The organism is Actinokineospora bangkokensis (assembly GCF_001940455.1).
GTDB classification, from domain to species: Bacteria; Actinomycetota; Actinomycetes; order Mycobacteriales; family Pseudonocardiaceae; genus Actinokineospora; species Actinokineospora bangkokensis.
This window is the reverse complement of the sequence record NZ_MKQR01000007.1, coordinates 152,188-178,995: the sequence shown is the minus strand read 5'-3', so window position 1 is coordinate 178,995 and position 26,808 is coordinate 152,188. Positions and strand designations below refer to the sequence as shown.

General features: G+C 74.0%; 22 protein-coding genes and 1 riboswitch. Of the genes, 5 read left to right on the top strand and 17 right to left on the bottom strand.

Features of this window, described 5'->3' with window-relative positions; all coding sequences use genetic code 11:
* Positions 1 to 4: 4 nt before the first annotated feature.
* From BJP25_RS05090 to dnaE, 4 genes are all read right to left on the bottom strand, one after another.
* A complete protein-coding gene (locus tag BJP25_RS05090; RefSeq protein ID WP_075973598.1) occupies positions 5 to 1,273 on the bottom strand; it encodes an adenosylmethionine--8-amino-7-oxononanoate transaminase in 1,269 nt (422 codons plus the stop codon).
* A gap of 43 nt (positions 1,274 to 1,316) precedes the next feature.
* The gene (locus BJP25_RS05085; RefSeq protein WP_143218883.1) at positions 1,317 to 2,039 is read right to left on the bottom strand and encodes a hypothetical protein; all 723 of its coding nucleotides are present in this window, start codon (positions 2,037 to 2,039) and stop codon (positions 1,317 to 1,319) included.
* A 92-nt stretch (positions 2,040 to 2,131) separates the two neighbouring features.
* The gene (locus BJP25_RS05080) at positions 2,132 to 3,346 is read right to left on the bottom strand and encodes a cytochrome P450 family protein (RefSeq protein ID WP_075973596.1); all 1,215 of its coding nucleotides are present in this window, start codon (positions 3,344 to 3,346) and stop codon (positions 2,132 to 2,134) included.
* Between the two features lie 77 nt (positions 3,347 to 3,423).
* Complete coding sequence (gene dnaE / locus BJP25_RS05075; RefSeq protein ID WP_075973595.1) at positions 3,424 to 6,960, bottom strand: DNA polymerase III subunit alpha; 3,537 nt, start codon at positions 6,958 to 6,960, stop codon at positions 3,424 to 3,426.
* Between the two features lie 100 nt (positions 6,961 to 7,060).
* Here dnaE and BJP25_RS05070 point away from each other — a divergent pair, with 100 nt between their 5' ends.
* Together BJP25_RS05070 and BJP25_RS05065 are read left to right on the top strand one after the other, a co-directional pair.
* Positions 7,061 to 7,687: a nucleoside/nucleotide kinase family protein gene (locus BJP25_RS05070; RefSeq protein ID WP_075973594.1), complete on the top strand. Its 627-nt coding sequence runs from the start codon at positions 7,061 to 7,063 to the stop codon at positions 7,685 to 7,687.
* A gap of 98 nt (positions 7,688 to 7,785) precedes the next feature.
* Positions 7,786 to 8,829 (top strand): AsnC family protein, encoded by a 1,044-nt coding sequence (locus BJP25_RS05065; RefSeq protein WP_408607098.1) that lies wholly within the window; start codon positions 7,786 to 7,788, stop codon positions 8,827 to 8,829.
* A gap of 6 nt (positions 8,830 to 8,835) precedes the next feature.
* Here the strand turns inward: BJP25_RS05065 and BJP25_RS05060 are convergent, their stop codons facing one another.
* From BJP25_RS05060 to BJP25_RS05035, 6 genes are all read right to left on the bottom strand, one after another.
* Positions 8,836 to 9,060 carry a hypothetical protein gene (locus BJP25_RS05060; RefSeq protein ID WP_075973593.1) on the bottom strand — a complete coding sequence of 75 codons (225 nt, stop codon included), beginning with the start codon at positions 9,058 to 9,060 and terminating at the stop codon, positions 8,836 to 8,838.
* Between the two features lie 85 nt (positions 9,061 to 9,145).
* Entirely contained in the window at positions 9,146 to 10,030 is an 885-nt protein-coding gene (locus BJP25_RS05055; protein ID WP_075974086.1) for an RluA family pseudouridine synthase, read from the bottom strand.
* Positions 10,031 to 10,067: 37 nt separating this feature from the next.
* The gene (lspA, locus tag BJP25_RS05050) at positions 10,068 to 10,649 is read right to left on the bottom strand and encodes a signal peptidase II (protein WP_075973592.1); all 582 of its coding nucleotides are present in this window, start codon (positions 10,647 to 10,649) and stop codon (positions 10,068 to 10,070) included.
* 34 nt (positions 10,650 to 10,683) lie between these two features.
* Entirely contained in the window at positions 10,684 to 12,027 is a 1,344-nt protein-coding gene (locus tag BJP25_RS05045) for an aminotransferase class V-fold PLP-dependent enzyme (protein WP_233157916.1), read from the bottom strand.
* Between the two features lie 41 nt (positions 12,028 to 12,068).
* A riboswitch (SAM riboswitch) is annotated at positions 12,069 to 12,180 on the bottom strand.
* A gap of 86 nt (positions 12,181 to 12,266) precedes the next feature.
* Positions 12,267 to 13,748, bottom strand: coding sequence for a potassium/proton antiporter (locus BJP25_RS05040; protein ID WP_075973591.1), 1,482 nt, complete (start codon positions 13,746 to 13,748; stop codon positions 12,267 to 12,269).
* 95 nt (positions 13,749 to 13,843) lie between these two features.
* The gene (locus BJP25_RS05035; protein WP_075973590.1) at positions 13,844 to 14,143 is read right to left on the bottom strand and encodes a DUF167 domain-containing protein; all 300 of its coding nucleotides are present in this window, start codon (positions 14,141 to 14,143) and stop codon (positions 13,844 to 13,846) included.
* A gap of 390 nt (positions 14,144 to 14,533) precedes the next feature.
* Here BJP25_RS05035 and BJP25_RS05030 point away from each other — a divergent pair, with 390 nt between their 5' ends.
* Genes BJP25_RS05030 through BJP25_RS05020 form a run of 3 tightly spaced genes read left to right on the top strand, consistent with a single transcriptional unit; the run spans position 14,534 to position 17,776 of the window.
* Positions 14,534 to 16,345, top strand: coding sequence for a hypothetical protein (locus BJP25_RS05030; protein WP_075973589.1), 1,812 nt, complete (start codon positions 14,534 to 14,536; stop codon positions 16,343 to 16,345).
* A 22-nt stretch (positions 16,346 to 16,367) separates the two neighbouring features.
* Entirely contained in the window at positions 16,368 to 17,192 is an 825-nt protein-coding gene (locus BJP25_RS05025) for a DUF4397 domain-containing protein (protein ID WP_075973588.1), read from the top strand.
* Positions 17,189 to 17,776, top strand: coding sequence for a class F sortase (locus BJP25_RS05020; protein WP_075973587.1), 588 nt, complete (start codon positions 17,189 to 17,191; stop codon positions 17,774 to 17,776). The genes BJP25_RS05025 and BJP25_RS05020 overlap by 4 nt, the downstream gene beginning before the upstream one ends.
* A 9-nt stretch (positions 17,777 to 17,785) precedes the next feature.
* On the opposite strand, the gene BJP25_RS05015 is transcribed toward BJP25_RS05020, so the two are convergent.
* The 7 genes from BJP25_RS05015 to BJP25_RS04985 form a co-directional block, all read right to left on the bottom strand.
* Positions 17,786 to 19,357: a penicillin-binding transpeptidase domain-containing protein gene (locus BJP25_RS05015; protein ID WP_143218882.1), complete on the bottom strand. Its 1,572-nt coding sequence runs from the start codon at positions 19,355 to 19,357 to the stop codon at positions 17,786 to 17,788.
* A gap of 241 nt (positions 19,358 to 19,598) precedes the next feature.
* Complete coding sequence (gene ileS, locus BJP25_RS05010) at positions 19,599 to 22,736, bottom strand: isoleucine--tRNA ligase (protein ID WP_075973586.1); 3,138 nt, start codon at positions 22,734 to 22,736, stop codon at positions 19,599 to 19,601.
* Between the two features lie 127 nt (positions 22,737 to 22,863).
* Positions 22,864 to 24,222 carry an MFS transporter gene (locus BJP25_RS05005; RefSeq protein WP_075973585.1) on the bottom strand — a complete coding sequence of 453 codons (1,359 nt, stop codon included), beginning with the start codon at positions 24,220 to 24,222 and terminating at the stop codon, positions 22,864 to 22,866.
* 87 nt (positions 24,223 to 24,309) lie between these two features.
* Positions 24,310 to 24,855, bottom strand: coding sequence for a hypothetical protein (locus BJP25_RS05000; RefSeq protein ID WP_075973584.1), 546 nt, complete (start codon positions 24,853 to 24,855; stop codon positions 24,310 to 24,312).
* Between the two features lie 79 nt (positions 24,856 to 24,934).
* Positions 24,935 to 25,768 carry a DivIVA-like cell division protein Wag31 gene (wag31, locus tag BJP25_RS04995; protein ID WP_075973583.1) on the bottom strand — a complete coding sequence of 278 codons (834 nt, stop codon included), beginning with the start codon at positions 25,766 to 25,768 and terminating at the stop codon, positions 24,935 to 24,937.
* 40 nt (positions 25,769 to 25,808) lie between these two features.
* Positions 25,809 to 26,090, bottom strand: a complete 282-nt coding sequence (locus tag BJP25_RS04990) for a YggT family protein (RefSeq protein WP_143218881.1) — start codon at positions 26,088 to 26,090, stop codon at positions 25,809 to 25,811.
* 19 nt (positions 26,091 to 26,109) lie between these two features.
* Entirely contained in the window at positions 26,110 to 26,748 is a 639-nt protein-coding gene (locus BJP25_RS04985) for a cell division protein SepF (protein ID WP_075973582.1), read from the bottom strand.
* Between the last annotated feature and the right edge of the window lie 60 nt (positions 26,749 to 26,808).

Below are 26,808 nucleotides of genomic sequence, written 5' to 3'. Positions count from 1 at the left end.
CCGCTCACCCGGCGGCGGCAGCGGCGGCGACCCCGCGGGTGATGGTGGCGACGTCCTCGGTGGTGCTGACGAACGGCGGCATGGTGTAGACGAGGTCGCGGAACGGGCGCAGCCACACCCCGGCTGCCACGGCGGCGGCGGTCGCGGCGGCCACGTCGACCTCGTGGTCGAGCTGCACGACCCCGATGGCGCCCAGCACCCGCACGTCGCGCACGCCCGGCACCTCGCGCACGGGAGCCAGCCCGGCGCCCAGCTCCCCCTGGATCCTCGCCACGGTGCCCCGCCAGTCCCCGGAGAGCAGCAGGTCGATCGAGGCGTTGGCGATGGCGCAGGCCAGCGGGTTGCCCATGAACGTGGGGCCGTGGGCGAGCACCGGCAGCTCACCCCGGGAGATCCCGTCGGCCACCCGGCCGGTGCACAGCGCGGCGGCCAGGGTGAGGTAGCCGCCGGTGAGGGCCTTGCCGACGCACAGGACGTCCGGGCTGACGCCCGCGTGGTCGGCGGCGAACAGCTCGCCCGTGCGCCCGAACCCGGTGGCGATCTCGTCGAAGACCAGCAGCACGTCGTGGGTCAGGCACAGCTCGCGCAGCACGTGCAGGTACCGGGGGTCGTGGAAGCGCATCCCGCCCGCGCCCTGCACCACCGGCTCGACGATGACCGCGGCCAGCTCGTCGGCGTGCTCCTCGACCACGCGGGCCAGGTGGGCGACGTAGTCGTGCTCGAACGCGGCGGGCGGGGCGTCGGCGAACACCTGCACCGGCAGCACGCCGCGCCACAGGCCGTGCATGCCGCCCTCGGGGTCGCACACGCTCATCGGGTGGAAGGTGTCGCCGTGGTAGCCGCCGCGCCAGGTGAGCAGCTTCGACTTCGCGGGCTTCCCCAGCGACCGCCAGAACTGCAAGCACATCTTGATGGCGACCTCGACGCTGACCGACCCCGAGTCGCAGAGGAACACGTGCTCCAGCGGCGCGGGCGTGATGTCCACCAGCTTCTTCGCCAGGGCCACGGCGGGCTCGTGGGTGAGGCCGCCGAACATCACGTGGCTCATGGTGTCCAGCTGCGCCTTGGCCGCCGCGTCGAGCACCGGGTGCCGGTAGCCGTGGATGGCCGACCACCACGACGACATCCCGTCGACCAGCTCGCGCCCGTCGGCCAGCGCCAACCGGGTACCCCGGGCGCCGGCGACCACCAGCGGCTCCTGCGTGCCGGGCATGGGCCCGTAGGGGTGCCAGACGTGCGCGCGGTCGAGCGCGATCAGCTCCTCGGGGGTCACGCGGGCGAGCGTAGCGGTGTCCACGGTGGACCCGGTGGCGCGCTCAGTCGACGCCCGCGAGCTCCTTGCGGCGCGCGACGAGCCGGGCGATCTCCCGGCCGTGGTCGGTGGGCACGATCCACTGCCCCGGCGGCACGGTGATCCGCACGGCGGGGCCCGGGGTCACGGTGACCCGCAGCTCGCCGACACCGGGGACCTCCAGGGTGGCGCGGCGGGCGACGAGGATCTGCTCCACCGCGCCCACCCCGCTCAGCGCCACCATCGGCCGCACCAGCCGGAACGGCCCGCGCGAGCCCGCCAGGGTGATCCGGTCGTGGCCCACCAGCAGCTGCAACCCGCGGTCGCCGCGCGCCTGCCACGGCACCTCGACCCGCGAGTCGGCCAGCTCCGGGGTGTAGGGCTCCAGCACCCGGCGCCGCGCGCCGGCGGCGAGGCGGTGGGCGGCGACGGCGAACGCGGCCGCGGCGACCGGGAACGCGGGCCAGAACAGCACGGCGCCCGCGCCCGCGTGCGCGCCCGCCAGCGCGCCGAAGGCGGCCGCGGCGGCGGGCCACCGGCGCGGGCGCAGCGCGGACGTGCGGAAGTACCAGGCGGAGGCGGCGACGAGCAGCGCGGGCACCGCCAGCAGCGCGAGCCTGCCGCTGAGGGCGGTCGCGGCGGCGGCGAGCGCGGGTCCGACGAGGACGATCGCCGCCAGGTGCGGGCGGACGCCGCGCAGGCGCGCGTCCACGACGTCGCGCCCCTTCCGCTCCAGCTGCCCCCGCACGCCGGTCACGCTAGCCGACCGGGTCCCGTGGCCGTCGGATTGACGCAGCGCGCCACGCCCAGCGGTGTGGGGCGGCCCCGGCCCGGCGGGGATCAGGCCAGGCGGACCGGCAGGGTCTCCAGCCCGCGCACCAGGGTGCTGGGCCGCCAGAGCAGCTCCTCGGGCTCGGCGGCCAGCGCCAGGTCCGGGAAGCGGTCGAGCAGCCCGCCGATCGCCGTCGTGGCCTCCAGCCGGGCCAGCGGCGCGCCCACGCAGTAGTGGATGCCGTGCCCGAACGCCAGGTGCGGGGTCTGCGGGCGGGTGATGTCCAGGGTGCCCGCGTCGGCGACGTGGGCGTCGTCGCGGTTGGCCGAGGCGAGCGCGACCATGACGAACTCGCCCTCGGGGATCCGCACCCCGCCCAGCTCCACCGGTTCGGTGGTGTAGCGGAAGGTGGCCACGTTCACCGGGCCCTCGTAGCGCAGGAACTCCTCCACCGCGCCGGGCAGCAGCGAGCGGTCGGCGCGCAGCGCGGCCAGCTGGTCGGGGTTGCGCAGCAGGGCCAGCACGCCGTTGCCGATGAGGTTGACCGTCGTCTCGTGGCCTGCGATGAGCAGCAGGAACGCCATCGAGCGCAGCTCCCCCGCGCTGAGCCGGTCGCCGTCGTCGTGGGCCTCGACCAGGGCCGAGAGCAGGTCGTCGGTGGGGTGCGCGCGCTTGGCCTCGATGAGCCCGCCCAGGTACTCCCCCATCGCCCGCGCCGCCGCGGCGGCGGCACCGGGGGCGCCCTTGCTGATCACCGCCGAGGTCCAGGCGCGGAAGTCCTCGCGGTCGGCGTGCGGGACGCCGAGCAGGTCGCTGATGACGGTGATGGGCAGCGGGAAGGCGAACGCGTCGAGCAGGTCGACCTCGGTGCGCCCGGCCAGGCCGTCGAGCAGCTCGTCGGTGATCGCCTCGATGCCCTCGGCCATCTTCGCCACGCCCCGGATCGTGAACGCCCGGTTGACCAGCCTGCGCAGCCGGGTGTGGTCGGGCGGGTCGGAGTTGAGCATGTGCGCGGTGACGTCCTCGGGGAACGGGGTGAACCTTCCCGACCCGTGGTGGTGGCGGGTCATCAGCTCGGCGAAGCGCGACATGTCCTTGCTCAGCCGCGGGTCGGTCAGCGCGGCCTTGGCGTCGTCGTAGCGGGTCACCAGCCAGCCGCGGAAGCCGCGCGGGAACAGCGCCTCGCACACCGGCGCGCCGCGGCGCAGCCGGGCGTAGAGCGCCTCGGGGTCCTGGCGGAAGTCGGCCGTGTCGAGCTGCACCGGACCGGTCTGCACGGACATCGCCGCTCCCTCGCGGTGGTGGTGAACAGGGTTCACCACCACCGTACCGCGACCGGTCGGTCACCGGCGGTGACGGCTCAGGACAGGCAGCCGGGGCCCAGCAGCGCCTTGAGGTCGCCCATCAGCGACGGCGACGGGTTGACCCGCAGCGCGTCGTCGAGCTTGAGCAGCGTCTGCCGCGGGCCGTTGATGAGCTTGAGGTGCACCTCGGTGCTGCCCGGGTGCCCGGCCAGCACGTCCTTGAGCTGGGCCACCAGCGGCGGGGTGCACTTGGTCGCCGCCATGCTCAGCCGGAACGGCGCGCCCGCGGCGTTGGACAGGTCCGGCACCGCGAGGTCGTTGGCGATGAGCGAGGTGCGGTCGTCGCGCTTGGCCACCCGCGCCTTCACCAGCACGATGGCGTCCTCGAGCACCCCCATGCCCACCACCGCGTAGGTCTTGGGGAAGAACAGCACCTCGATGCCACCGGTCAGGTCCTCCAGCTGCGCGGAGGCCCACGGCTCGCCGTTGCGGTTCACCCGCCGGTTCACCGAGGCGAGGATGCCGCCGAGCACGACCTGGGCGCCGTCGGGGACGCTGCCCTCCAGGATCGCCGGGATCGAGCTGTCCGACTGCGCGGTGAGGATGTGCTCGACGCCGTTGAGCGGGTGGCCGGAGACGTAGAGGCCCAGCATCTCCCGCTCCAGGGCCAACTGGTGCTTGGACTCCCAGAACTCGTCGGGCACCCGGACGTCGAAGACGCTGGAGGCGCTGTCGCCCTCGTCGCCGCCGCCGGAGCCGAACAGGTCGAACTGGCCGACCGCCTCGGCCTTCTTCGTCTCCATCACCGCGTCGATGGCGTCGGTGTGGATGAGGAACAGGCCCTTGCGCGGGTGCTTGAGCGAGTCGAACGCGCCCGCCTTGACCAGCGACTCGACGACCTTCTTGTTGCACGCGGCCTGGTCGACCTTGCGCAGGTAGTCGGAGAAGTCGACGAACTCGCCCTTGTCCGTGCGCGCCTTGATGATCGAGTCGACGACGTTCGCGCCGACGTTGCGGATCGCGCCGAGGCCGAAGCGGATGTCGTCGCCGACCGGGGCGAAGTTCTTCTCCGACTCGTTGACGTCCGGCGGCAGGACGGTGATGCCCATCTTGCGGCACTCGGCCAGGTAGACCGCGGCCTTGTCCTTGTCGTCGCGCACGGAGGTCAGCAGCGCGGCCATGTACTCGGCGGGGTAGTTCGCCTTGAGGTAGGCCGTCCAGTACGACACCAGCCCGTAGGCGGCCGAGTGCGCCTTGTTGAACGCGTAGTCGGCGAACGGGACGAGGATGTCCCACAGGGTCTTGATCGCGTCCTTGGGGTAGCCGTTCTTCTCCATGCCGCCGGAGAAGTTGACGAACTCCGCGTCCAGCACCTCCTTCTTCTTCTTGCCCATCGCCCGGCGCAGCAGGTCCGCTTGGCCGAGCGTGTAGCCCGCCAGCTTCTGCGCGATCGCCATGACCTGCTCCTGGTAGACGATCAGGCCGTAGGTCGTGCCGAGGATGTCCTCCAGCGGCTCAGCGAGCGCCGGGTGGATCGGGGTGATCTCCTGCTGCTTGTTCTTGCGCAGCGCGTAGTTCGTGTGCGACTTGGCGCCCATCGGGCCCGGCCGGTACAGCGCGCCGACCGCGGAGATGTCCTCGAAGTTGTCCGGGCGCATCAGCCGCAGCAGGTCGCGCATGGGCCCGCCGTCGAGCTGGAACACCCCCAGGGTGTCGCCGCGGGAGAGCAGTTCGTAGGTGGGCTTGTCCTCCAGGCCCAGGGTCTCCAGGTCCGGCACCGGCTTGCCGTTGGTCTCGATGTTGCGCAGCGCGTCGTCGATGACGGTGAGGTTGCGCAGGCCAAGGAAGTCCATCTTGAGCAGGCCCAGCGACTCGCACGTCGGGTAGTCGAACTGGGTGATGATCGCGCCGTCCTGCGGCCGCTTCCACAGCGGGATGGTGTCCATCAGCGGCTCGGCGGACAGGATGACCGCGCAGGCGTGCACGCCCGCGTTGCGGATCAGGCCCTCCAGGCCGCGGCCGGTGTCGATGATCTCCTTGACCTGCGGGTCCTGCTCGTAGAGCGCGCGGATCTCGGTGGCCTCGGCGTAGCGCTTGTGCTGCGGGTCGAACAGCCCGTTGAGCGGGATGTCCTTGGCCATCACCGCGGGCGGGTAGGTCTTGGAGATCTTGTCGGCGATGGCGTAGCCGGGCTGGCCGTAGAGCACCCTGGCCGAGTCCTTGATGGCCGCCTTGGCCTTGATGGTGCCGAAGGTGATCACCTGGGCGACCTTGTCCGCGCCCCACTTCTCGGTGGTGTAGCGGATGACGTCGCCGCGGCGGCGCTCGTCGAAGTCGATGTCGATGTCGGGCGGGCTGACCCGGTCGGGGTTGAGGAACCGCTCGAAGATCAGCCCGTGCGCCAGCGGGTCGAGGTCGGTGATGCCCAGCGCGTAGGCGATCAGCGCGCCCGCGGCCGACCCGCGGCCGGGGCCGACCCGGATGCCGTTGGACTTGGCCCAGCCGATCAGGTCGGCCACCACGAGGAAGTAGGCCGGGAAGCCCATCTGGGTGATGACGCCGATCTCGAACTCGACCTGGTCGCGGTGGCGCTCGTCGATGCCCTCGGGGAACCGGCGGCGCATGCCCGCCCACACCTGCTCGCGGAAGAACTCGTCCTCGGTCTTGCCCTCGGGGATCGGGAAGCGCGGCATGAGGTTGCGGAACTCGAACATCCCGGCGGGGTCGACCTTCTCGGCCACCAGCAGGGTGTTGCGGCACCCCTCCTGCCACGGGTCGGAGGCGTCGACCGCGCGCATCTCGTCCGGGGACTTGAGGTAGTAGCCGTCGCCGTCGAACTTGAACCGGGTCGGGTCCTGCAGCGTCTTGCCGGTCTGCACGCACAGCAGCGCGTCGTGGGAGGAGCTGTCCTCCTTGAACGTGTAGTGCGAGTCGTTGGTGACCACGAACGGGATGTTGAGCCTGCGGGCGATGTCCACCAGCCCGGTGCGCACCCGCTTCTCGATCTCCAGCCCGTGGTCCATCAGCTCGACGAAGAAGTGCTCCTTGCCGTAGATCTCCTGCCAGGCCGCGGCGGCCTCGTAGGCCTCGGCGTCCTGGCCGAGCCGCAGCCGGGTCTGCACCTCGCCGGACGGGCAGCCGGTGGTGGCCATCAGCCCGTCGGACAGCTCCGCGATCAGCTCCCGGTCCATCCGCGGCCACTTGCCCAGCTGCCCCTCCAGCGACGCGCGGCTGGACAGCTTCATCAGGTTGCCCAGGCCGGTGGCGTTGCGCGCCCAGATGGTCTGGTGGGTGTAGGCACCGGAACCCGAGACGTCGTCGGACTTCTGCCCGGGGTCGCCCCAGCGGACCCGGTCCTTGGTGAACCGCGAGGCGGGCGCGACGTAGGCCTCGATGCCCAGGATGGGCTTGATCCCGGCGCCCTTGGCCTGCTTGAAGAAGTCGTAGATGCCGTTGGTGTGGCCGTGGTCGGTGATCGCCACCGAGTCCATCCCCAGCCGCTCGCACTCGGCGAACATGTCCTTGAGCTTGGCCGCCCCGTCGAGCATCGAGTACTCGGTGTGCACGTGCAGATGAGCGAAGGAGTCGGCCACGTCGAACACCCTAGCGATGGGGGCCGACAGCCCGCCGCATTGGGGAGGCGCGTGTCCGCGGACCCTTTGCGGTATCCGGAAAGCTGATACAACAACCACCATGCGCTTCCGCCCGGTGTCCCCCGACGCGCTCGTCGAGCGGCTGGTCGACGCGGTCGCCGCGCGCGGACGCGGCGGCTGGACGCGGCTGCTCGTCGACGGCGCCCCGCCCGCCGGGACGGGGGACCTCGCGGCGGCGCTGGTGGAACCGCTGCGGGTGCTCGGCCACCCCGTGCTGCGGGTGCGCGCGGCCGACTTCCTGCGCCCGGCCTCGCTGCGCTTCGAGCACGGCAAGCAGGACCCGGACGCCCGCCTCGACCTGTGGCTGGACGAGGGGGCGCTGCGCCGGGAGGTGCTCGACCCGCTCGACCCGGGCGGCACCGGCCGCGTCCTGCCGTCGCTGTGGGACGCCGCCGCCGACCGGGCCACCCGGGCCGACTACGCGGTGCTGCCGCCCGGTGGCGTGCTGGTGCTCGACGGGGAGCTGCTGCTGGGCCGCGGCCTGCCGCACGAGCTGTCGGTGCACCTGTGGCTCTCCCCCGCGGCCCTGGCCCGGCGGCTGGCCGCCGAGGAGCACTGGGCGCTGCCCGCCTTCGCCCGCTACGAGGACGAGGTGGACCCGCTGCGCGCCGCGGGCACCGGCGTCCGCGCCGACGACCCGCGCCACCCCGCCCTGCTGGTGGCGTGAGCACCGGTCCCGCCGCGGGCGCGGGTGGGTCGTGATCATGCCCGTGTCGGCACCGGCTTCCGGCGCGGTGCCCCGGTCGACCGGGTAGCGTGCTGCCCGTGGTCGATCCAGTAGACGCCCGCCTGCTCGGCGTGGTCGCCGAGATGGGCAGGGCGGCGGTGCACGAGGTCGCCGCGCGCCTGGGCATGGACCCGCGCGAGGTGGCCTCCCGCCTGGTCGCGCTGTCCGGCTCCGGGCTGCCCCTGCTCGTCGGGGTGGAGTGCGACCCGAACGGCCTGCGGATGGCCCTGGCCAGGCAGGCGGCGCCAGTCGGCTACCCGCCGGTGCCCGGCCCCTACCCGCCGCAGCCGCAGCAGTACCCCCCGCCGCACCAGCAGCCCTACCCGCAGCAGCCGGTGTCCTACCCCGGCCAGCAGAGCGGCCCCTACCAGGTCAACCCGCAGAGCCAGCCCTTCCAGTCCCCCGTCGGCCCGCCCAGCCAGCCCTTCCCCGCCCAGGCCCCGCCGGTGCACCCCGCGCAGAGCCAGCAGGTGAACCACGCCGTCGCCGCCCAGGGCGCCACCCAGGCGATCAACCCGCCGAGCGGCCCGTTCCAGGTCACCAACGAGCCGATGAGCACCTGGGGCCCGCCGCAGGTCGCCACCTGGGCCCGGGGCGACCAGCCGCCCGCGTCCACCGCCCCGGTCGACCGCACCCAGCCCACCACCCGGGTCACCGCGGGCCGCCAGGGCGTCGCGGGCGCGACCCTGGAGACGACCGGCCTGGAGGGCGAGCGCCTGGCCGTCCGCCTGGTCGAGGTCGTCGACCCGGCGGACTACCTGTTCACCGCGGCGGGCTACCGCCTGCAGGAGGGCGAGCGCTCCATCGTCGTGCACACCGAGCTGACCAACCGCGGCACGGTGCCCTTCGGCACCCTGCCCGACCTCTACCTGGTCCTGGTCACCGCCTCCGGCGAGACCATCGGCAAGGCCCCGGTGTCGCTGTCCTCCCGACCCCCGCACCGCATCGGCGTGGCGCCCGGGGAGACCGCGGGCGGGCACACCGTCTACGTGGTCCCGGAGGAGACGGCCGTGACCTCGGTCCGCTGGACGCCCAGGCCGGACTCCGAAGACCTCGCCCTCACCTGGGCCGTGGAGGCCTGACCGCGCTCAGGAGCGGGAGAACAGGCGCGCGAGCAGGCCCTTCTTGGGCTCGGCGCGCTGCGCCGGGATCGGTGAGGTGGGCGGGTCGCGGTCGTACTCCGGTGCCGGGGCGACCGGGTCGCCCGGGTCGGCGGTGGCGGGCCCGCCGATGACACCCCCGACGACGACGCTCTGCGCGGCGGTGCTGTCGACGGTGCTGTCGACGACCTGGTCCTGCTCCGGCGTGCTCATGGGCGACCTCCCAGGGGGGCGTGCGGCGGCCCCACGGTAACCGGACCTGGCGCGCCCGGCACCTGCGACGCGCCAGGTCACCCGCTCAGTGGTCGTCGCCCAGGGTGTGCAGGGCCGCCGCGAGGTCGGCGGGGTACTCGCTGGTGAACTCCACCCACCGGTCGTCGGCGGGGTGGTGGAAGCCGAGGGTGCGGGCGTGCAGCCACTGGCGGGTCAGGTGCAGCCGCTTGGCCAGGGTGGGGTCCGCGCCGTAGGTGAGGTCCCCCACGCAGGGGTGGCGCAGGGCGCTGAAGTGCACGCGGATCTGGTGCGTGCGGCCCGTCTCCAGCTTGACGTCGAGCAGCGACGCGGCGCGGAAGGCCTCGATGGTCGAGTAGTGGGTGACGCTGGGCTTGCCGCCCGCGACGACGGCCCACTTGTAGTCGTGGCGGGGGTGCCGGTCGATGGGCGCGTCGATGGTGCCCACGCTCGGGTCCGGGTGGCCCTGCACCAGCGCGTGGTAGCGCTTCTCCACGGTGCGCTCCTTGAACGCCCGCTTGAGCACCGAGTAGGCGTGCTCGCTCTTGGCGACCACCATGACACCGGTGGTGCCCACGTCGAGGCGGTGCACCACGCCCTGCCGCTCGGCCGCCCCCGAGGTGGAGATGCGCAGGCCCGCCGCGGCCAGGCCGCCGATGACGGTGGGCCCGCTCCAGCCGGGGCTGGGGTGGGCGGCCACGCCGACGGGCTTGTCCACGACCACCACGTCGTCGTCCTCGAACAGCACGACCAGGCCGGGGACCTCGACGGCCTTGACCTCCACCGGGCGCTCGGGCTGGGGCAGGGTGACCTCCAGCCAGCTGCCCGCCAGCAGCCGGTCGGACTTGCCCGCCGGGCGCCCGTCGACCAGCACGTCGCCGGACTCGGCGAGGGTGGCCACGACGGTGCGCGACAGGCCGAGCAGCTTGGACAGGCCCGCGTCGACGCGCATGCCGTCGAGGCCGTCGGGGACGGGCAGGGTGCGGGTGTCACTCACCGGCGGCCTCCTGCTCCTGCGCGCGCTGCTTCTTGGTCTTGGTCAGCGTGCCGTCGTACTCGCGGCCGAGGACGGCCAGCAGCACGATCAGCACCCCGCCGACGCTGATGCCGGAGTCGGCGACGTTGAACACCGGGAAGTACTGCCCGCCGGGGCCGAACACCGACACGAAGTCGACGACGTGGCCCTCGAACGCGCCGGGCGCGCGGAACAGCCGGTCGGTGAGGTTGCCCAGGGCGCCCGCGAGCACCAGGCCCAGGCCGATCGCCCAGCCCACCGACCGCAGCTTCGGCACGATCCACACGATCGCGACCACGACGCCGATGGCCACCAGCGTCAGCACCCAGGTCATCCCGGTGGCCATCGAGAAGGCCGCCCCCGGGTTGCGCACCAGGTCCAGGTAGACCAGCCCGCCGAGCACCCGCACCGGCGGCCGCCCCTCCAGGTTGGCCGTCGCCAGCACCTTCGTGACCAGGTCCAGCGCGTACACCAGCAGCGCCGTGCCCGCCAGCAGGATGCCCCTGCGCGGCGGCAGCGCCGCCGACCCGTCCCGGTCCGTTCCCTCACCGCTCACGGACCCATTGTCCACGGTGGCGGGTCGCGACCGGTCAGCGCACCTCGTGCACGAACGGGGGCAGCGGCCGCGGGTCGTCGACCGGGGCCCAGCGGCCGTCGACGAGGGCGTACTCGGCGGCGGGCCCGTCGGCCACCAGCGAGCGCAGCGCGCCGACGAGCCGGTCGACGTGCTCGGCGGTGGTGCCCAGGCCGACGCTCACCCGCACCGCGCGCCGCTCGTGGCTGCCCGCGCGCCCGAGCAGGCGGGCGGTGGCGACGTGCGCGCAGAACAGCCCGTCGCGCACCCCGATGCCGTGCTCGGCCGACAGCACGGCGGCGACCAGGCCGGAGTCGAGGCCGTCGACGGTGAAGCTGACGACGCCCACGCGGTCGTGGTCGGCGCCGAACAGCGCCAGCTCGCGCAGCCCCGGCACCGCGGCCAGCCCCGCCCGCAGCTGCCGCAGCAGCGCCCGCTCGTGCTCGACGACGCCGTCGAACTGCCTGCCCAGGACCTCGCAGGCGGTGGCCAGCGCGTGCACGCCGACGACGTTGGGCGACCCGGCCTCGTGCCGCTCGGCGCCGGGCACCCAGGACACCGACACCTGCTCGCCGCGCTCGGACACCGCGGCCGTGGCCCCGCCGCCGACCAGGTAGGGCTCGGCCGCGCGCAGCCAGTCGCCGCGCCCGACCAGCGCGCCCGCGCCGTAGGGGGCGTAGAGCTTGTGGCCGGACAGCGCCACCCAGTCGACGTCGAGCGCGCCGATGTCGACCCGGCGGTGCGGGGCGAGCTGGGCGGCGTCGAGGGCGATCCGGGCGCCGTGCCTGCGGGCGACCGCGGCCAGCTCGGCCACCGGCCAGACCTCGCCGGTGACGTTGGAGGCGGCGGTGAGCACGACCAGCCGGGGCCCGACCGGGGCCTCCGCCAGGGCGCGGTCGAGGGCGAGCACGGCGTCACCGCTGCCTGCCGGGGTGCGCAGGCGGCGCACGGCGGGGCCGCGCCAGGGCAGCAGCGCGGCGTGGTGCTCGGTGTCGAACAGCACCACCGCCGTGCCCCGGGGGACGGCCCTGGCGAGCAGGTTCAGGCTGTCGGTGGTGTTGCGGGTGAACACCACCGCGTCGGTCGGGCGGGCGCCGACGAACCGGCGCAGCACGGCGCGGGCCTGCTCGTGGACGCGGGTGCAGACCTGGGAGGCGAAGCCCGCGCCGCGGTGCACGCTGGCGTACCAGGGCAGCAGCTCGTCCACGGCGTCGCGCACGGCCTCCAGGGCCGGGGCGCTCGCGGCGTGGTCGAGGTTGGCGTAGCGCACCCGGGTCCCGTCGACGAGCGGGACCTCCAGGCGGGCGCCGACGACCGGCGGGACGGACACGGCGGTCTGCGGGGGAAGGACGGCGGTCACGACAACCTCCAGGGTCTCCGGGACCCTGGCCGTGCGAGGTGGGTCCGCGCTTGCCCACCACGTGCGGGTGGACCAGGTCTTCACCCGGGGCACCCCACCGCGGAGGAGGGTTGCCGGCCAGCAAACCGGGGTTTGACGCTGGCGCTCATGACCTTGCGACAGACCATAACCGCACCCCGGCGGGCGCCGCAAACCCCGCGCCCACCGTCTGGGACACCTGCGACGCGGCCCACACCCGCTCAGCCCGCGCCGGTCTCCCCGCGCCACTTGGCGAAGCGGCCCGCCCGGTCGACCGCGCGGATGCGCTTCTCCGTGGCGGCGCGCGCGTCCTGCGTGGTCACCACGAGCACTTGGTCGTGCTCTTGCAACCGGGTGGTGGGCACGGGGGTGAAGGCGCCGCCGCCGCGGGCCACCAGGCTGACCGTGGCCCCCGGGGGCAGGCGCAGCTCGGTCAGGTAGACGCCGTGCAGCTTGGAGCCCTCCGGGATGGTGACCTGGAGCAGTTCGGCGTTGAGCTCGTCGAGGGTGGCGACGTCGACGTCGACCTCCTTGGGCTGGGCGCCGGAGTCGAGCCCCAGCACCCTGGCCAGCAGGCCCAGCGTGGTGCCCTGCACCAGGGTCAGCACGACCACCAGGACGAACACCGCGTCGACGAGCTGCTGGGCGCCCGGCACGCCCTCCGACAGCGGGATCATGGCCAGCACGATGGGCACGGCGCCGCGCAACCCCGCCCAGGACAGGAACGCCTGCTCCCGCCACGGCATGCGGAACGGCGCCACCGACACCAGCACCGACAGCGGCCGGGCCAGCAAGAGCAGCAGGGCGCCCGCCACCAGGCCGGGGATCACCGCCTCCAGCAACCGCGACGGCGAGGCGAACAGTCCCAAGAGGACGAAGAGGCCGATCTGGGCCAACCAGCCCAGCCCCTCGGCGAAGGAGACGGTGTCGGCGCGGTGCGGCAGCTTGGAGTTGCCCAGCACCAGGCCCGCGACGTAGGCGGCGAGCAGGCCGGAGGCGTGCGCGCCCTGCCCGCAGGCGAAGGCGAGCACGCACACCGCGACGGTGGCCAGCGGGTAGAGGCCGGTGGCGGGCAGGGCAGCGCGGCGCAGCGCCTGGGCGCCCAGCCAGCCCAGGCCGACGCCGATGGCCAGGCCCGCCAGCAGTTCGTAGACCAGCAGGCCGGGCAGCGACCAGCTGACCGGGTCGGTGGAGGCCAGCACCACCACGGCGATGTAGCTGGGCGCGTCGTTGAGGCCCGACTCCAGCTCCAGCGAGCCGACCAGCCTGCGGGTGACCGAGAGGTTGCGCAGCACGCTGAACACCGCGGCGGCGTCGGTGGAGGCGAGCACCGCGCCCCAGAGCAGGGCCAGCCGCCAGTCGAAGCCGAGCACCAGGTGCAGGCCGAGGCCGGTGACCCCGATGGAGATGCCGACGGCCACTGTGGACAGTGCGACGCCCGGCCAGAGCGCGGGCCGGACCTCGGCCCAGCGGGTCGTGAGCCCGCCCTCGGTGAGGATCATGACCAGGGCGGCGAGCCCGAGCGCCTCGGTGAGGGTGGCGTCGGAGAACTGGATGCCCAGCCCCGCCTCGCCGAGCAGCACGCCGATCCCCAGGTACAGCAGCAGCGACGGCAGTCCGAGGCGGACCGAGAACCGCACCGCGAGCACCGCGACCAGCAGCACGGCCGCCCCGGTGCCCAGCGCCACCGTCAGGTCGTCCACCCATCACCTCCGGGCGCGGGAAAGTTGGTTGTGCCCACCATTCTCCCCGACCGGGGGCGAAACGTCGCAATCGCGCAGGTCGGGTGAGGCGACCGTCACCGCCCGGACGACCCCCCGGCGTCGCCGCCCGCGAGCAGCCGTTCCAGCACCGCCCGCGCGCCGGGGGGCTCCGGATCGATGGCGACGACCTTGTCCCGCGACCGCTCCCCCGCGGTGATCACCACGTCGCGGCGGCGCACGCCGAAGGCGTCCGCGACCGCCGCACGGACGGCCTCGTTCGCCTTGCCCTCCACCGCGGGCGCGGCCACGGACACCAGCAGCGCACCCGCGCGGGCACCGCCGACCGCCGTGCGCCGCGCACCCGGCCGCACCCTGATCGCGAACCGCACGCCCACCCCCTCCCGTCCACCGGAACGGTAGCCGCGCGGGCGTTGCGGCGGACGGGGTACGAAGTTGACCTGTTCGGCGGCACCCCGGGAGCGGCACCCTCGACTTCACCCGATCGTGTTCGGACCCGCGACGCCGCCCCCTCCACCTGCCGATCACCGGCACGCTGAGCACCAGCGCCCACCGGGCACCGCCCGAACGCCGCAACCGACCACCCGAACGGCCCAGCGGAGACCGGGCGAGCACCCGTTTGACGTGCGCATCTGCACGTGAAGTTGCACTTCGCAATTGCGTGGCGCCGGTCTAGCATGACGACCCCCGACTTCCCAGCCTTCCCCGCGAAGGAGGTTTCCGGCTCGCCCCCGGCCCCCGGCCGGGCTCGCCGAGCGGGCGCTGCCATGACCTCACACCGCTGGAGCGACCGCTCCGCCGCGCGGCTCGCGCTGCGCACCTGGCGCTGGAGCGCCGACGAGCGCGACCGGGCCACCGACCGCAGGCTGCTGGTGGTCGCCGCGGGCGGCGCGCTGGCGCTGCTCGCCGCCGCCGTCCGGTTCGCCGCCACCGCCTCCCCCGCCCAGGCCGGGGAGGGCCTGCACGTGGCGCAGGTCTTCGCCGTGGCCCGGTTCGACCTGCTGCTCGACGGCGCGGGCGGCTCCCCGCTGGCCTGGTTGCAGGCAGGTTCCTACGCCTCGATCACCGACGCCTTCACCCGGCACGGCACCGCGCTGGCCGCCGCCCGCGAGGCCGTGGTGGTCGCCGCCGCCGTCACCGCCGTGCTGGTGTGGCTGCTGGCCAGGCGCATCGGGCTGAGCCACTGGACGGCCGCCGCGGCGGTGCTGGTGCTCGCCCTGTCCCCCGCCGCGGTGAGCGGGCAGTTGGCGGTGCGCGCGGAGAACCTCGCGGTGCCGTGGGCGCTGGGCGGGTTGGTGCTGCTGTGGACCCACCACCGCCACCGCGGCCTCGCCCCGGACGTGTGGGCCACCGTGCTGCTGGTCGTCGCCGTGATCACCGCCCCGATCACCCTGCTGCTGGCCGCCACCGGCTTCTGGCTGGTGCACCGGCGCGGCAGGCAGCGGCTCGCGCTCATCCTCGGCACCGCCTTCGCCCTGGGCACCGGCATCGGCCTGGGCGCCTCGGCCGCGCTCAGCGGCCTGCACCTGGCGGGCGAGGGCCGCACCCCCGCCGAGTGGTTCGCCGCCGACCCGGTGCTGGCCGTGGCGGTGGTGGCCGCGGCCCTCGGCGGCCTGCTCTCCCACCGGCTGCGCCCGCTGGCGGTCGGCGTCCTCGGGCTGCTCGCGGTGTCGACCATCCCGGGCGGGCCGGGGTCCGGGGCGCTCGCCGTCGCCGCCGCCCCGGGCGTCCTGCTGGTGGCCGGGGGCGCCGAGCGCGCGCTGTCGCGCCGGTTCCGGGTCGGCAGGCACACCCGGACCCGGGTGCTGTTCGCCCCCGCCGTCCTCGCCGCGGTGTGCGCGACCGCGGCGGCGCTGGTGGTCTGGCCCGGGGCGCTCGACGCCGTGGCCGAGCGCCGCGGCGACCCCGGCCCGCTCGCCGCGGCGACGCGCTGGCTGCGCGACAACCTGCCCTCGACGCCGGTGGTGGCCGAGGAGGACGCCTGGGTCGAGCTGCTGCGCTCGGGCCGCGACCCGGCGCTGGCGGTGCGGGCGGCGACGTGCCCGGACGCGACCGCGCCGGAGGGCGCCTGGCTGCTGCGCACCCCCGGGCTGGACCGGGGCTTCCCCGCCGGTGAGGTGGTGGCCGCCTTCGGCACCGGCGCCGAGCGGGTCACCATCGCCCGGCCCAGCGCCGCCCACGACGCCGACGCGGACGCCGAGGAGGCCCAGGCGCGCACCCGCGCCGGGTACGCCCTGGCCGGGTCGCGGCGGGTGGCCGCCCGCCCGGAGGTGGCGGCCCTGCTGCGCGACGGCCGCGCCGACCCCCGGCTGCTGACCACCCTGGCCGCGCTGGCCTCGTCGCGACCCGTGCGGGTCGCCGCCCTGCCCGAGGTCGCGGGCGAGGACGCCGCCGGGCAGCCGCGCCGCCAGCTGCTCGTGACCGCCGCGGGCGAGCAGGCCGACCAGATCGCCCTCTACTTCTCCGGCCAGCGCGGCGTCTACCGCCCGCTGTCGGTGACCACGACGCCCGACGGCGTCCTGGTGCGCTACCCGCCGGGAGCCCCCGCCGGGCTGCTCACCCCGTTCGACAACCCCTGACCCAGAGAGGACAACCACGAAGATGGGCGTGCTGCGCCGCGTGGTCGCGACCGCGTCACTCCTGCTGCTGAGCACCGCGCTCCCGGTGCCCAGCGCCACCGCGGCCCCCGGGGCGGGCATCGGGTGGGTGCGCCTGGGCCACCTGTCGCCCGAGGTCCCCCCGGTCGACATCTACCTGTCGGAGTTCGGGCAGCCGGAGCAGGTCGTCGTGCGCAAGGCCGGGTACGGCGCGGTGACCCCGTACTCGTCGCTGGCCCCCGGCGCCTACACCGTGGCCATGCGCCCGGCGGACGCGGCGCCGACCACCCCGCCCGCGCTCAGCGCCACCGTCGACATCACCGGCGGCACCACCTACTCGCTGCTGGTGTTCGCCACCGGCTCCGGCGGCACCCTGCGCGGCGACCTCGTCGTCGACGACCAGCGCCCGCCCGCGCAGGGCACCGGTCGAGTCCGCGTGGTGCAGGGCGCCGCCGCGCAGGCGCCGGTGAGCGTCGACGTCACCGGGCACCGGCCGCTCGCCGACACCGCCGCCTACGGCGTCACGACCCCGTACCAGGACCTGCCGCCCGGCGCGCACCAGCTGCTGCTGCGCGGCACCGCCGCCCAGAGCCCCGCCACCGTGGACGTCGCGGCCGGGTCCAAGACGACGCTGCTGGTCACCGAGGTCGACGGGCAGCTCAAGGCCACCCCGCTGGTCGACGCGGCGGGCCCGGGGGTCAAGCCCCTGCTGGGCGTGGAGACCGGCGGCGGTGGCGCCGCCGGCGGCCTGCCCGTGTGGGTGCCGCTGCTGCTGTGCGCGGCGGTGGTCGCGGTGGGCGCCACCCGGTTCCGGGCCCACCGCGCGTGACGGCCCGGTGGCTGGCGCTGCTGGTGCTGCTGGCCGGGTGCGCGGCACCCGACCCGTCCGGGTCCACCGCGGGCGGACCCGGCACCGCACCGCCCGCCACCACACCGGTCACCGCGCCACCCGTGATGCCCCCGCGGGTGGTGCCGACCGGCCTCGACGTCCCCACCATCGGCGTCGCGGAGGGGGAGCTGGTCCCGCTGCACCTGGGCGGCGCGGGCCAGCTCCTCCCGCCGACCGACTTCGCCCGCGTCGGCTGGTACGCCGACGGCCCCACCCCCGGCGACCCCGGCCCCGCCGTCCTGGCGGGCCACGTCGACTCCCACCGCGGCCCCGCGGTGTTCTACCGACTGCGCGACCTGCGCCCCGGCGACGCGGTGGTGGTGCGCCGCTCCGACGGCACGACCGTCACCTTCACCGTCGACGAGGTGCGGCGCTACCCCAAGAGCGCCTTCCCCACCGACGACGTCTACGGCCCCACCCCGGGCGCGGCCCTGCGCCTGATCACCTGCGGCGGCGACTTCGACCGCACCACCCGGTCCTATGTGGACAACATCGTCGTCTACGCCTCCCGCCGCTGGGCCTGATCCGGGCCCTCAGCCCAACCCGGCCAGGAACCGACCGGACACGTCCACCGCGGGCGTGGCCGACCCCGCTCCCTCGACCAGCACGGCGAAGGCCACGTCCTTGCGGTACCCGGTGAACCAGCCGTGCGCGGTGGACCCGTCGCCGTACTGGGCCGTCCCGGTCTTGCCCGACGCGCCGTACCTGGTGAGCGCGGTGGCCCGCCCGGAGGTCACGACCTCCCGCATCATCGACCGCAGCGCCTGCACGTTCGCCGCGCTCGGCCCCTGGTAGCCCTGGTCCACCTCCGTCGGCACGCCGTCGACGACGAACGGGGTCACCGCTGAACCCCGGGCCACGGTGGCCGACATGAGTGCCAAGCCGAACGGGCTCACCTGCACGGTGCCCTGCCCGATGCTGTTCTCCGCCTGCTCCTCCGGGCTGTCCGCCGAGGTGACCCGCCCCGTCTGGGTGCGCAGGCCGGGCACGTCGAAGTCCGCGGCCAAGCCGAACTCCCCCGCCGAGCGGGTCAGCGCGGACGGCGGCAGGTCACCCGCCAGCGCGGCGAAGGTGGTGTTGCAGGACTGGGCGAACGCCGTCCGCAGCGGCACCTCGCCCAGCTGGAACCCCGCGTTGCGGATCGTCCGCGTCCCCACGGTCACCACACCGGGGCAGGGCACGGTGCTGCCCGGCGTCGCCCGCCCAGCGCCCAGGACGGCGTTCGCGGTGACGACCTTGAACGTCGACCCGGGCGGGTAGAGCCCGTTGAACGCCGTCTGCGCGGTGGCGGAACCGCCACCCACCGCCGCCAGGATGCCCCCGGTCGAGGGCCGGATGGCCACCAGCAGCGTCGGCTTCTGCGCCCCGGCGACAGCGGCGTTGGCGGCGCGCTGCACGTCCAGGTCGATCGACGCCGTGGCGGGTCCGGGGTGCTGGGGCGGCGTCCCGAACAGCGACGCCACGTCCGCGCCGCCCGCGTCGACCAGCACGACCTGCCCGGTGCCCGCCGACACCGGCCGCGCGCCCGCCTCGATCGCCGTGGTGATCGCCGAGTCCAGCGGGACCTCGCTCACCGGGACGAGCGCGGTGCCCGACCACGCGAACATCGGCCTTCCCGCGCTGTCCTGCACCGCCACCGACCCGGGTTGGGTCTGCCGGTAACCCAGCCTGAGCCCCGGCGCCAACTGCGGGTGCACGATCGCCGGTGACCACCTGATGACCCAGGTGCCCCCGTTGCGGACCAACGCCATGGCGTTGGGGTAGCTCCAGCTCTGCCCGGACCCGAGCGCCCACGTCGTCGTCCACCGCTGCTGCGCCTCGACGGCGTCCGGCGCAGGCGCGGTGGCGTCGAGCACGAAGGCCACCCCGCGCGCCGCCATCCCCGCCGTGCTCTCGCCCAGCACCTTCGCCGCGCCCGCCGGGTCGTCGGTCAGGGCCGCGGCCCGGGTGAAGTCCCCGAGGTGCACGGCGTCCAGGAACGCCTCCGCCGTCTCCGGCGCCGACAGCAAAACGGCCTGCGCCTGCGGCTCGACCGCCGGGTTCGACGCGTTCGGCAACAACACCAAGTACGACAACATCACGGTGAAGACGACGGCACCCGCCATCACCACCACAGTCCACGTTTTGCGCGCTCTGGACACGCCTGCCCCCCAGTGTGTGAAATCCCCAGTCCCCCGAAGCACGTCATCCGTGCTGGTCCCCAGCTTGCCGGCACCCACCGACAAAAACCATGGGATGCGCGGAACATCCCCACAACCACCCCGACGGCACCACGGAAAAATGGTGTGGCCCCGCGGATCCCTCCGCGGGGCCACACAGCCAATGATCAAATACTCAGGCCGGGGCTTACACCTTGGCCACCGCCACGGCCACGGTGAGCCCGTCGCCGACGGTGCCCTCCGAGCCGCCGTCGACCGGGCCGTGCGACACCGAGTCCGCCAGCGTCTCCCCGGCGATGAACTGCTCGTGCGCCCGCGCGGCGGCGGCGACGTCCTCGGGCGCCTGCACCACCAGCGAGATCCGGTCGGAGACGTCCAGCCCGGCGTCGCGGCGGGCCTGCTGCACGACCCGGATCAGGTCGCGCGCCACGCCCTCCGCCGCCAGCTCCGGCGTCACCTCGGTGTCGAGCACGACCAGCCCGGAGCTGCCCGGCAGCTCCGCGGTGGCACCGGCGTCGACGGCCACCAGCTTGCGCTCGTACTCGTTGTCCAGCAGCTCGATGCCCGCCGCCACGACCGCGCCGGACTCCGCGGTGGACCACTCGCCCGCCTTGACCGCCTTGATGACCCGCTGCACGTCCTTGCCCAGCCGCGGCCCGCAGGCGCGGGCGTTGACCGCCAGCTCGAAGCGGCCGTGCGCGGCCACGTCCGCGGTCAGCTCGACCCGCTTGACGTTGACCTCGTCGCGGATCAGGTCCACGAACGGGGCCAGCACGTCGGCGTCCTCCGCCGCCACCAGCAGCGACGCCAGCGGCAGGCGCACCCGCAGCTTGTTCGCCTTGCGCAGGGCCAGCGCGGCCGAGCACACCTGCCGCACCCGGTCCATGCCCGCGACCAGGGCGTCGTCGGCGGGCAGCTCCTCGGCGGCGGGCCAGTCGGCCAGGTGCACCGAGCGCTCACCGGTCAGCCCGCGCCACACCTCCTCGGTGGTCAGCGGCAGCAGCGGGGCCGCCACCCGCGAGACGACCTCCAGCACGGTGTGCAGGGTGTCGACCGCGTCGCTGTCCCCGGCCCAGAACCGGTCGCGCGAGCGCCGCACGTACCAGTTGGTGAGCACCTCCAGGTACTCGCGGACCGACTGGCAGGCACCGGAGATGTCGTAGGTCTCCAGCGCGGTCGTCACCGACTCGACCAGCTGCCGGGTCTTGGCCAGCGCGTAGCGGTCGAGCACGTGCGCGCTGTCGGTGCGCCACGTGCCCTCCTTGCCCGCGGCGTTGGCGTAGAGGGCGAGGAAGTAGTAGCTGTTCCACAGCGGCAGCACGGCCTGGCGCACGGCGTCGCGGATGCCCCGCTCGGTGACGACCAGGTCGCCGCCGCGCAGGATCGGGCTGGCCATGAGGAACCAGCGCATCGCGTCCGAGCCGTCGCGGTCGAAGACCTCGTTGACGTCCGGGTAGTTCTTGCGCGACTTGGACATCTTCTGCCCGTCGTCGCCCAGCACGATGCCGTGCGCCACGCAGTTGGTGAAGGCGGGGCGGTCGAACAGCGCCGTCGCCAGCACGTGCAGCGTGTAGAACCAGCCGCGGGTCTGCCCGTTGTACTCGACGATGAAGTCGCCGGGGTAGTGGTCCTCGAACCACTGCCGGTTCTCGAACGGGTAGTGCACCTGGGCGAACGACATCGACCCGGACTCGAACCAGCAGTCCAGCACCTCGGGCACCCGGCGCATGGTCGAGCGCCCGGTGGGGTCGTCCGGGTTGGGCCGGGTCAGCTCGTCGATGGCCGGGCGGTGCAGGTCGGTGGGCCGGGTGCCGAAGTCGCGCTCCAGCTCGTCCAGCGACCCGTAGACGTCCACCCTCGGGTGCTCGGGGTCGTCGGAGACCCACACCGGGATCGGGCTGCCCCAGAACCGGTTGCGGGAGATGTTCCAGTCCCTGGCGTTCTCCAGCCACTTGCCGAACTGGCCGTCCTTGATGTGCCCGGGCACCCAGTTGATCTGCTGGTTGAGCTCGACCATCCGGTCCTTGAACGTGGTCACCGCGACGAACCACGACGACAGCGCCCGCTGGATCAGCGCGTTGTCGCAGCGCCAGCAGTGCGGGTACGGGTGGTCGTAGGTCTCGTGGCGCACCAGCAGCCCCGCGGCCTTGAGGTCGCGGATGATCTGCTTGTTCGCGTCGAAGACGTGCTCGCCCTGGTACGGCGGCACCTCCGCGGTGAACCGGCCGTGGCTGTCCACCGGCACGACGACCTCGATGCCCGCGGCATCGGTGACGGCCTTGTCGTCCTCGCCGAAGGCGGGCGCGATGTGCACGACACCGGTGCCGTCCTCGGTGGTGACGTAGTCGGCGGCGAGCACCTGGTGGGCGTTCTCCCGGCCGACGAAGAAGTCGAACGGCGGCTGGTACCTGGTCCCGACCAGCTGCGCGCCGGTGTAGCGGGCCAGCACCGGAAGGTCCTCGCCCAGCTCGCGCGCGTACGCCGCCACCCGCGCCTCGGCCAGCAGGTACTTGGTGTCACCGGAGCGCACCACGACGTAGTCGACCTCGGGGTTGACCGCGGCCGCCAGGTTCGACGGCAGGGTCCACGGCGTCGTCGTCCACACCAGGGCCTGCGCGCCGTCGAGGTCGGTGCCGGGCGCGGTCAGCCGCAGGCCCACCGTGACCGCCGGGTCCTGCCGGTCGCGGTAGGCGTCGTCCATCTTCGTCTCGGTGTTCGACAGCGGGGTCTCGCACCGCCAGCAGTACCAGAGCACCCGGAAGCCCTCGTACACCAAGCCCTTGTCGTACAAGGACTTGAACGCCCACATGACGCTTTCCATGTAGTCGAGGTCGAGGGTCTTGTAGTCGTTGTCGAAGTCCACCCAGCGCGCCTGCCGGGTGACGTAGGCCCGCCAGGCGTCGGCGTAGCGCAGCACCGAGGTGCGGCACGCGTCGTTGAACTTCTCGATGCCGAAGGCCTCGATCTCCGACTTCGACGAGAAGCCCAGCTGCTTCTCCGCCTCCACCTCCGCGGGCAGGCCGTGGGTGTCCCAGCCGAAGCGGCGCTCGACGTGCTTGCCGCGCATGGTCTGGAAGCGCGGCACCACGTCCTTGACGTAGCCGGTCAGCAGGTGGCCGTAGTGCGGCAGGCCGTTGGCGAACGGCGGGCCGTCGTAGAAGACGAACTCGTTGCCGCCGCCGTCGCCCGCCGGGCGCCCGTCCACAGAGGCCTGGAACGTGCGGTCGGCCGACCAGTGGTCCAGGACGGCGGTCTCGAGCTGGGGGAAGGACGGCTGCGACGGCACCTCGGCGGCGCCGGTGGTGCTCGCCCTGGGGTAGCCCATGGCTGGTGCTCCTCGTACGGATCGTCGGGCCCGCACGGGGACGACCCGCACCGGCCTCGTGCCGGTCCGCGCCGCGGTACCACCCCGCTTGCCACCGGGTGCCCGGTGGCCACTCGTTGCCAGGCTGTCACGGGCCTGACCCGTCCGGTTCTACTGGGGCCCGGGGTCTGCCCGACCCGCGCGCCCGTTCTTCCGGAGACTCCCCGGTGATGGCCGGATCGATGTCTGTGCTCCCAGGATACCCACTTCCCGCAACCGCGTTCCCGGCCGCCTCCCCGGCGAACGCCCGCGGCGCGAACCCCCGCCACGCGACGAGCGCCACCACGACCATCGCCCCGCCCGCGAACCAGAACGGTGCCCCGAGCCCGAAGACCTTGACCAGCAGCCCGCCCGACAGCGAGCCCAGCGCCGTCCCCCCGATGGTCAGCAGCATCGACGAGCTGCCGACCCGGCCGCGCAACCGGTCGGGCACGACCCGCTGGCGCACCGAGACCATCACCGTGCCCCACACCACGGCGTGCACCCCGAACACGAACAGCGTCACAACAGCCACCCAGGCCTGCGCGTTCAGGGCGAACACGAAGTGGGTGGCCGTCTCGACCACCAACCCCGCGCGCATCAGCGGGCTCTCCCCCACCGCGCGCACCAGGGGCGGCGCGATCACCGTGCCCACCAGCCCGCCGACCGCCATCACCGTGGTGAGCAGGCCGAAGCCGATGCTCGACAGCCCCAGCCGCTGCCCGGCGTAGAGCACGAGGATGGCCTGCACCCCGCCCAGGGTGAAGTTCATGAACAGCAGGCACACCGCGAACAACCGCAGCAGCCGCTGGTCCCACAGGTACCGCACGCCCTCGGCGATCTCGTGCCGGATCCGGCCGGGCTCCCGCTCGACGCGCTCGGGGCGGTGCCGCATCCCCAGCACCACCAGCGCCGCGATCAGGAAGGTGGCCGCGTTGACCCCGAACGGCAGCGCCGCGGCGAAGACGAAGACGGCGGCACCCACCGGCGGCCCCGCGAAGTGGTTGGTCACCAGCTGCACGGCGGTGAACCGCGCGTTGGCCCTCGGCAGGTCGGCGGTGGGCACCACCGAGGGCAGCAGCGCCGACGAGGCGTTGTCCGCGAGCGTCTCGGCCGTGCCGAGCAGGAAGAACGCCGCGTACACGACCGGCAGCGACACGTGACCGGTGGCGGTGGCCACCGCCAGCGCGCCCAGCACCAGCGCGCGGGCGGCGTTGACCGCGGCGACCAGCCGCCGCCGGTCGAGCCGGTCGACGAGGGCGCCGCTGATCAGCGACAGCAGCAGCCACGGCAGCTGCTGGGCGAACACCGCGAGCGCGATGAGCAGCGGGTCGCCGGTGAGCGAGGCGACGAGCAGCGGGCCCGCGGCGAGCGCGATGCCGTCGGCGAGGTTGGTCGCGGCGGCGGCCACGAGCAGCCTGCGGCAATCACCGCCGAGCCGCGGTCGCGTGGAGCCGGACGTGGACATGGTTCCCCCTGGTGATCCCCCTGGTGCGGTCGAGCGGGGCCAGGTTAGACCCGGCTCGCGCCGCGCGGGGGAATCCATCCACAGGGGTCACTCCGCCTCCGGGGTCGCCCCCTCGGCGGCGCCCTTGGCCTCCTTGCGGTGCCGGGCGGCCAGGACCGCGTCCGGCGTGCAGAGCGCGCAGGGGGTGAACCCGAGGTCGCGCGCCTCGGAGACCGGCAGCGACAGCGACGGCCTGCCCGAGATGAACGCGCACTTCGCCAGGTGGTAGCGCGGGCGCTCGTCGAGCACCCGCACCTCTGCCGTCAGCTCGGACACCACCAGCCGGTCGGCGGCGTCGGTGGCCTCCTCGGCGGGCTCGTCACCCGGCGGGTCGACCGCGGCCTGCGCGGGCGGTTCCGGCTCGTCCTCGTCCGGGGTGTCGTCCTCGTCCGGCTCGTCGTCGGCGGCAGCGGGGCCCGCGTCCGCGTCCCCCTGCTTGCGGCGACGGGTCTGCACCCAGTCGACCACCAGCAGCACGGCGGCGGCCACGCTGACGGCGACGGAGATCCAGGCGAACAGGGTGTTGGCCGTGGTGAGCGCGGCGACCAGCAGGCCGAACGCCACCAGGACCAGCAGCAGCACGATGATCAGCACTGTGCGTCCCGTGGACCGGGTCGTGCGGCCCGCGGGTGGTCAGCCCACCCGCGGGCGCCGTGCCCGGTCGCGCTCCGGCTCAGCCCGCCTCGGCGCGCGGGCCGAAGGAGTAGCCGCCGCTCTGCTGCCCGCTCGCCGCCCGGGCGCCCTCGGAGGTCGGCGCGGCCGAGCCGCGGTCGCCCAGCTCGCGCAGGCTCGACTCCAGGAACGTCTTGAGGCGGGTGCGGTACTCGCGCTCGAAGGTGCGCAGCTCGTCGATCTTCTTCTCCAGGGTGGTGCGCTCGGCCTGCACCGCGCCCAGGATCTCGGTGTGCTGGCGCTGGGCGTCGCGCTCCAGCGAGGTGGCCTTCTCGCGGGCCTGCCGCTCCAGCGTCTCGGCCCGGGTGCGGGCGTCGTTCAGCATGGTCTCGGCGCGACCGCGCGCCTCGTTGACCATGGTGTCGGACTTCGACCGGGCCTCGGAGAGCAGCTGCTCGGACTTGGTCCGCGCCTCCGAGAGCATGGTGTCCGCCTCGGCCTTGGCCTCGCCGGTCAGCCGGTCGGCCATCTCCTGCGCGAGGCCGAGCACCTTGGCCGCCTGCACGTGGTGGTCGCCACCGCCGCCGGGGCTGGTCTGCTCCAGCGAGCTGGGCGGGGGCACCGGGTTGAGCCGCCGGGGCTCCTCGACCGCCCGCACGGGGGAGGCCGGGGCCGCGCCGGAACGAGCGTCGTCGAGGTCCGCGCGGGCCGACTCCAGCTGCGCGTCGAGCTGCTCGACCTGGGCACGCAGGTCGTTGTTCTCCTCGATCAGGCGGGACAGCTCCACCTCGACCAGGTCGAGGAAAGCGTCCACCTCGTCCTCGTTGTAGCCCCGCTTCCCGATAGGAGGCTTGCTGAACGCGACGTTGTGCACGTCAGCGGGGGTCAACGACATCTGATCACCTCACGCGCTCCAGGGCTGCACCCAAGTCCCGTCAGGGATAGGCCAGTTGCATCGCAATGTATACGACGAACAGCAGCACCATAATCGATAAGTCCAGCCCAACCCCCCCGATGCGGACCGTCGGGATGATCCGACGGACCAGGCGCACCGGGGGGTCTGTCACTGTGTAGATGGTCTCCAGCGTCACCGCAACCCCACCGGCGGGCCGCCAGTCCCGGGCGAACATCCGGACGAACTCCACCACCACGCGGGCGGTGAGCAGCAGCCACAACGTGAAGAACACCCAGAAGAGGGCGATGCGCAGAACATCCACGGGTCAACTCTGCCATCACTCAGGCGCGGCCCGCGAACCCGCCCTCGGCCAACCGCCGCTTGTCCTCCGCGGTGGGGTCGGCGTTGGGCGGTGAGATCAAGAACACCTTGCTGGTGACCTTGTCCATCGAACCGCGCACGGCGAAGGCCAGACCGGCGGCGAAGTCGACGAGGCGCTTGGCGTCGCCGTCCTCCATCTCGGTCAGGTTCATGATCACCGGGCGGCCGTCGCGGTAGTGCTCCCCGATCGTCCTGGCCTCCAGGTAGCTGGTGGGGTGCAGGGTCACCACGCGGCCCAGCGGGTAGCCGGAGGGCACCGGCTGCTCGGTGGGGCGGGTGCGCGCGGGGGGCTCGCGCCGGGCGTCCACGGCCAGCGAGCCGCGGGTGCCGGTGTCCACGGGCACCGGGGTGGGCACCCACGGCGCCGGGCGGACCCGGGGCCGCTCGGCGGGCTCGTAGTCCTCGTCGAGGTCGGCCTCGGCCCGGTAGCGACCACCGCGGCGGGCGCGGCCGGAGCCGTAGTCGTCGAACTCGTCGTCGGCCAGGTACTCGGGCCGGTGCCCGTACCCGCGCCGGTCGTAGTCGTCGAGGTCGTAGTCGTCGAACTCGTCGGCAGGGACCATGCCGAAGTAGGCCTTCAGCTTCTGCAGCGTGCTCATGCCATCCTCCGCGACTTCCCCGGCGACTGTCCTCGTGCGGGACGACCTACCCGTGCCTCA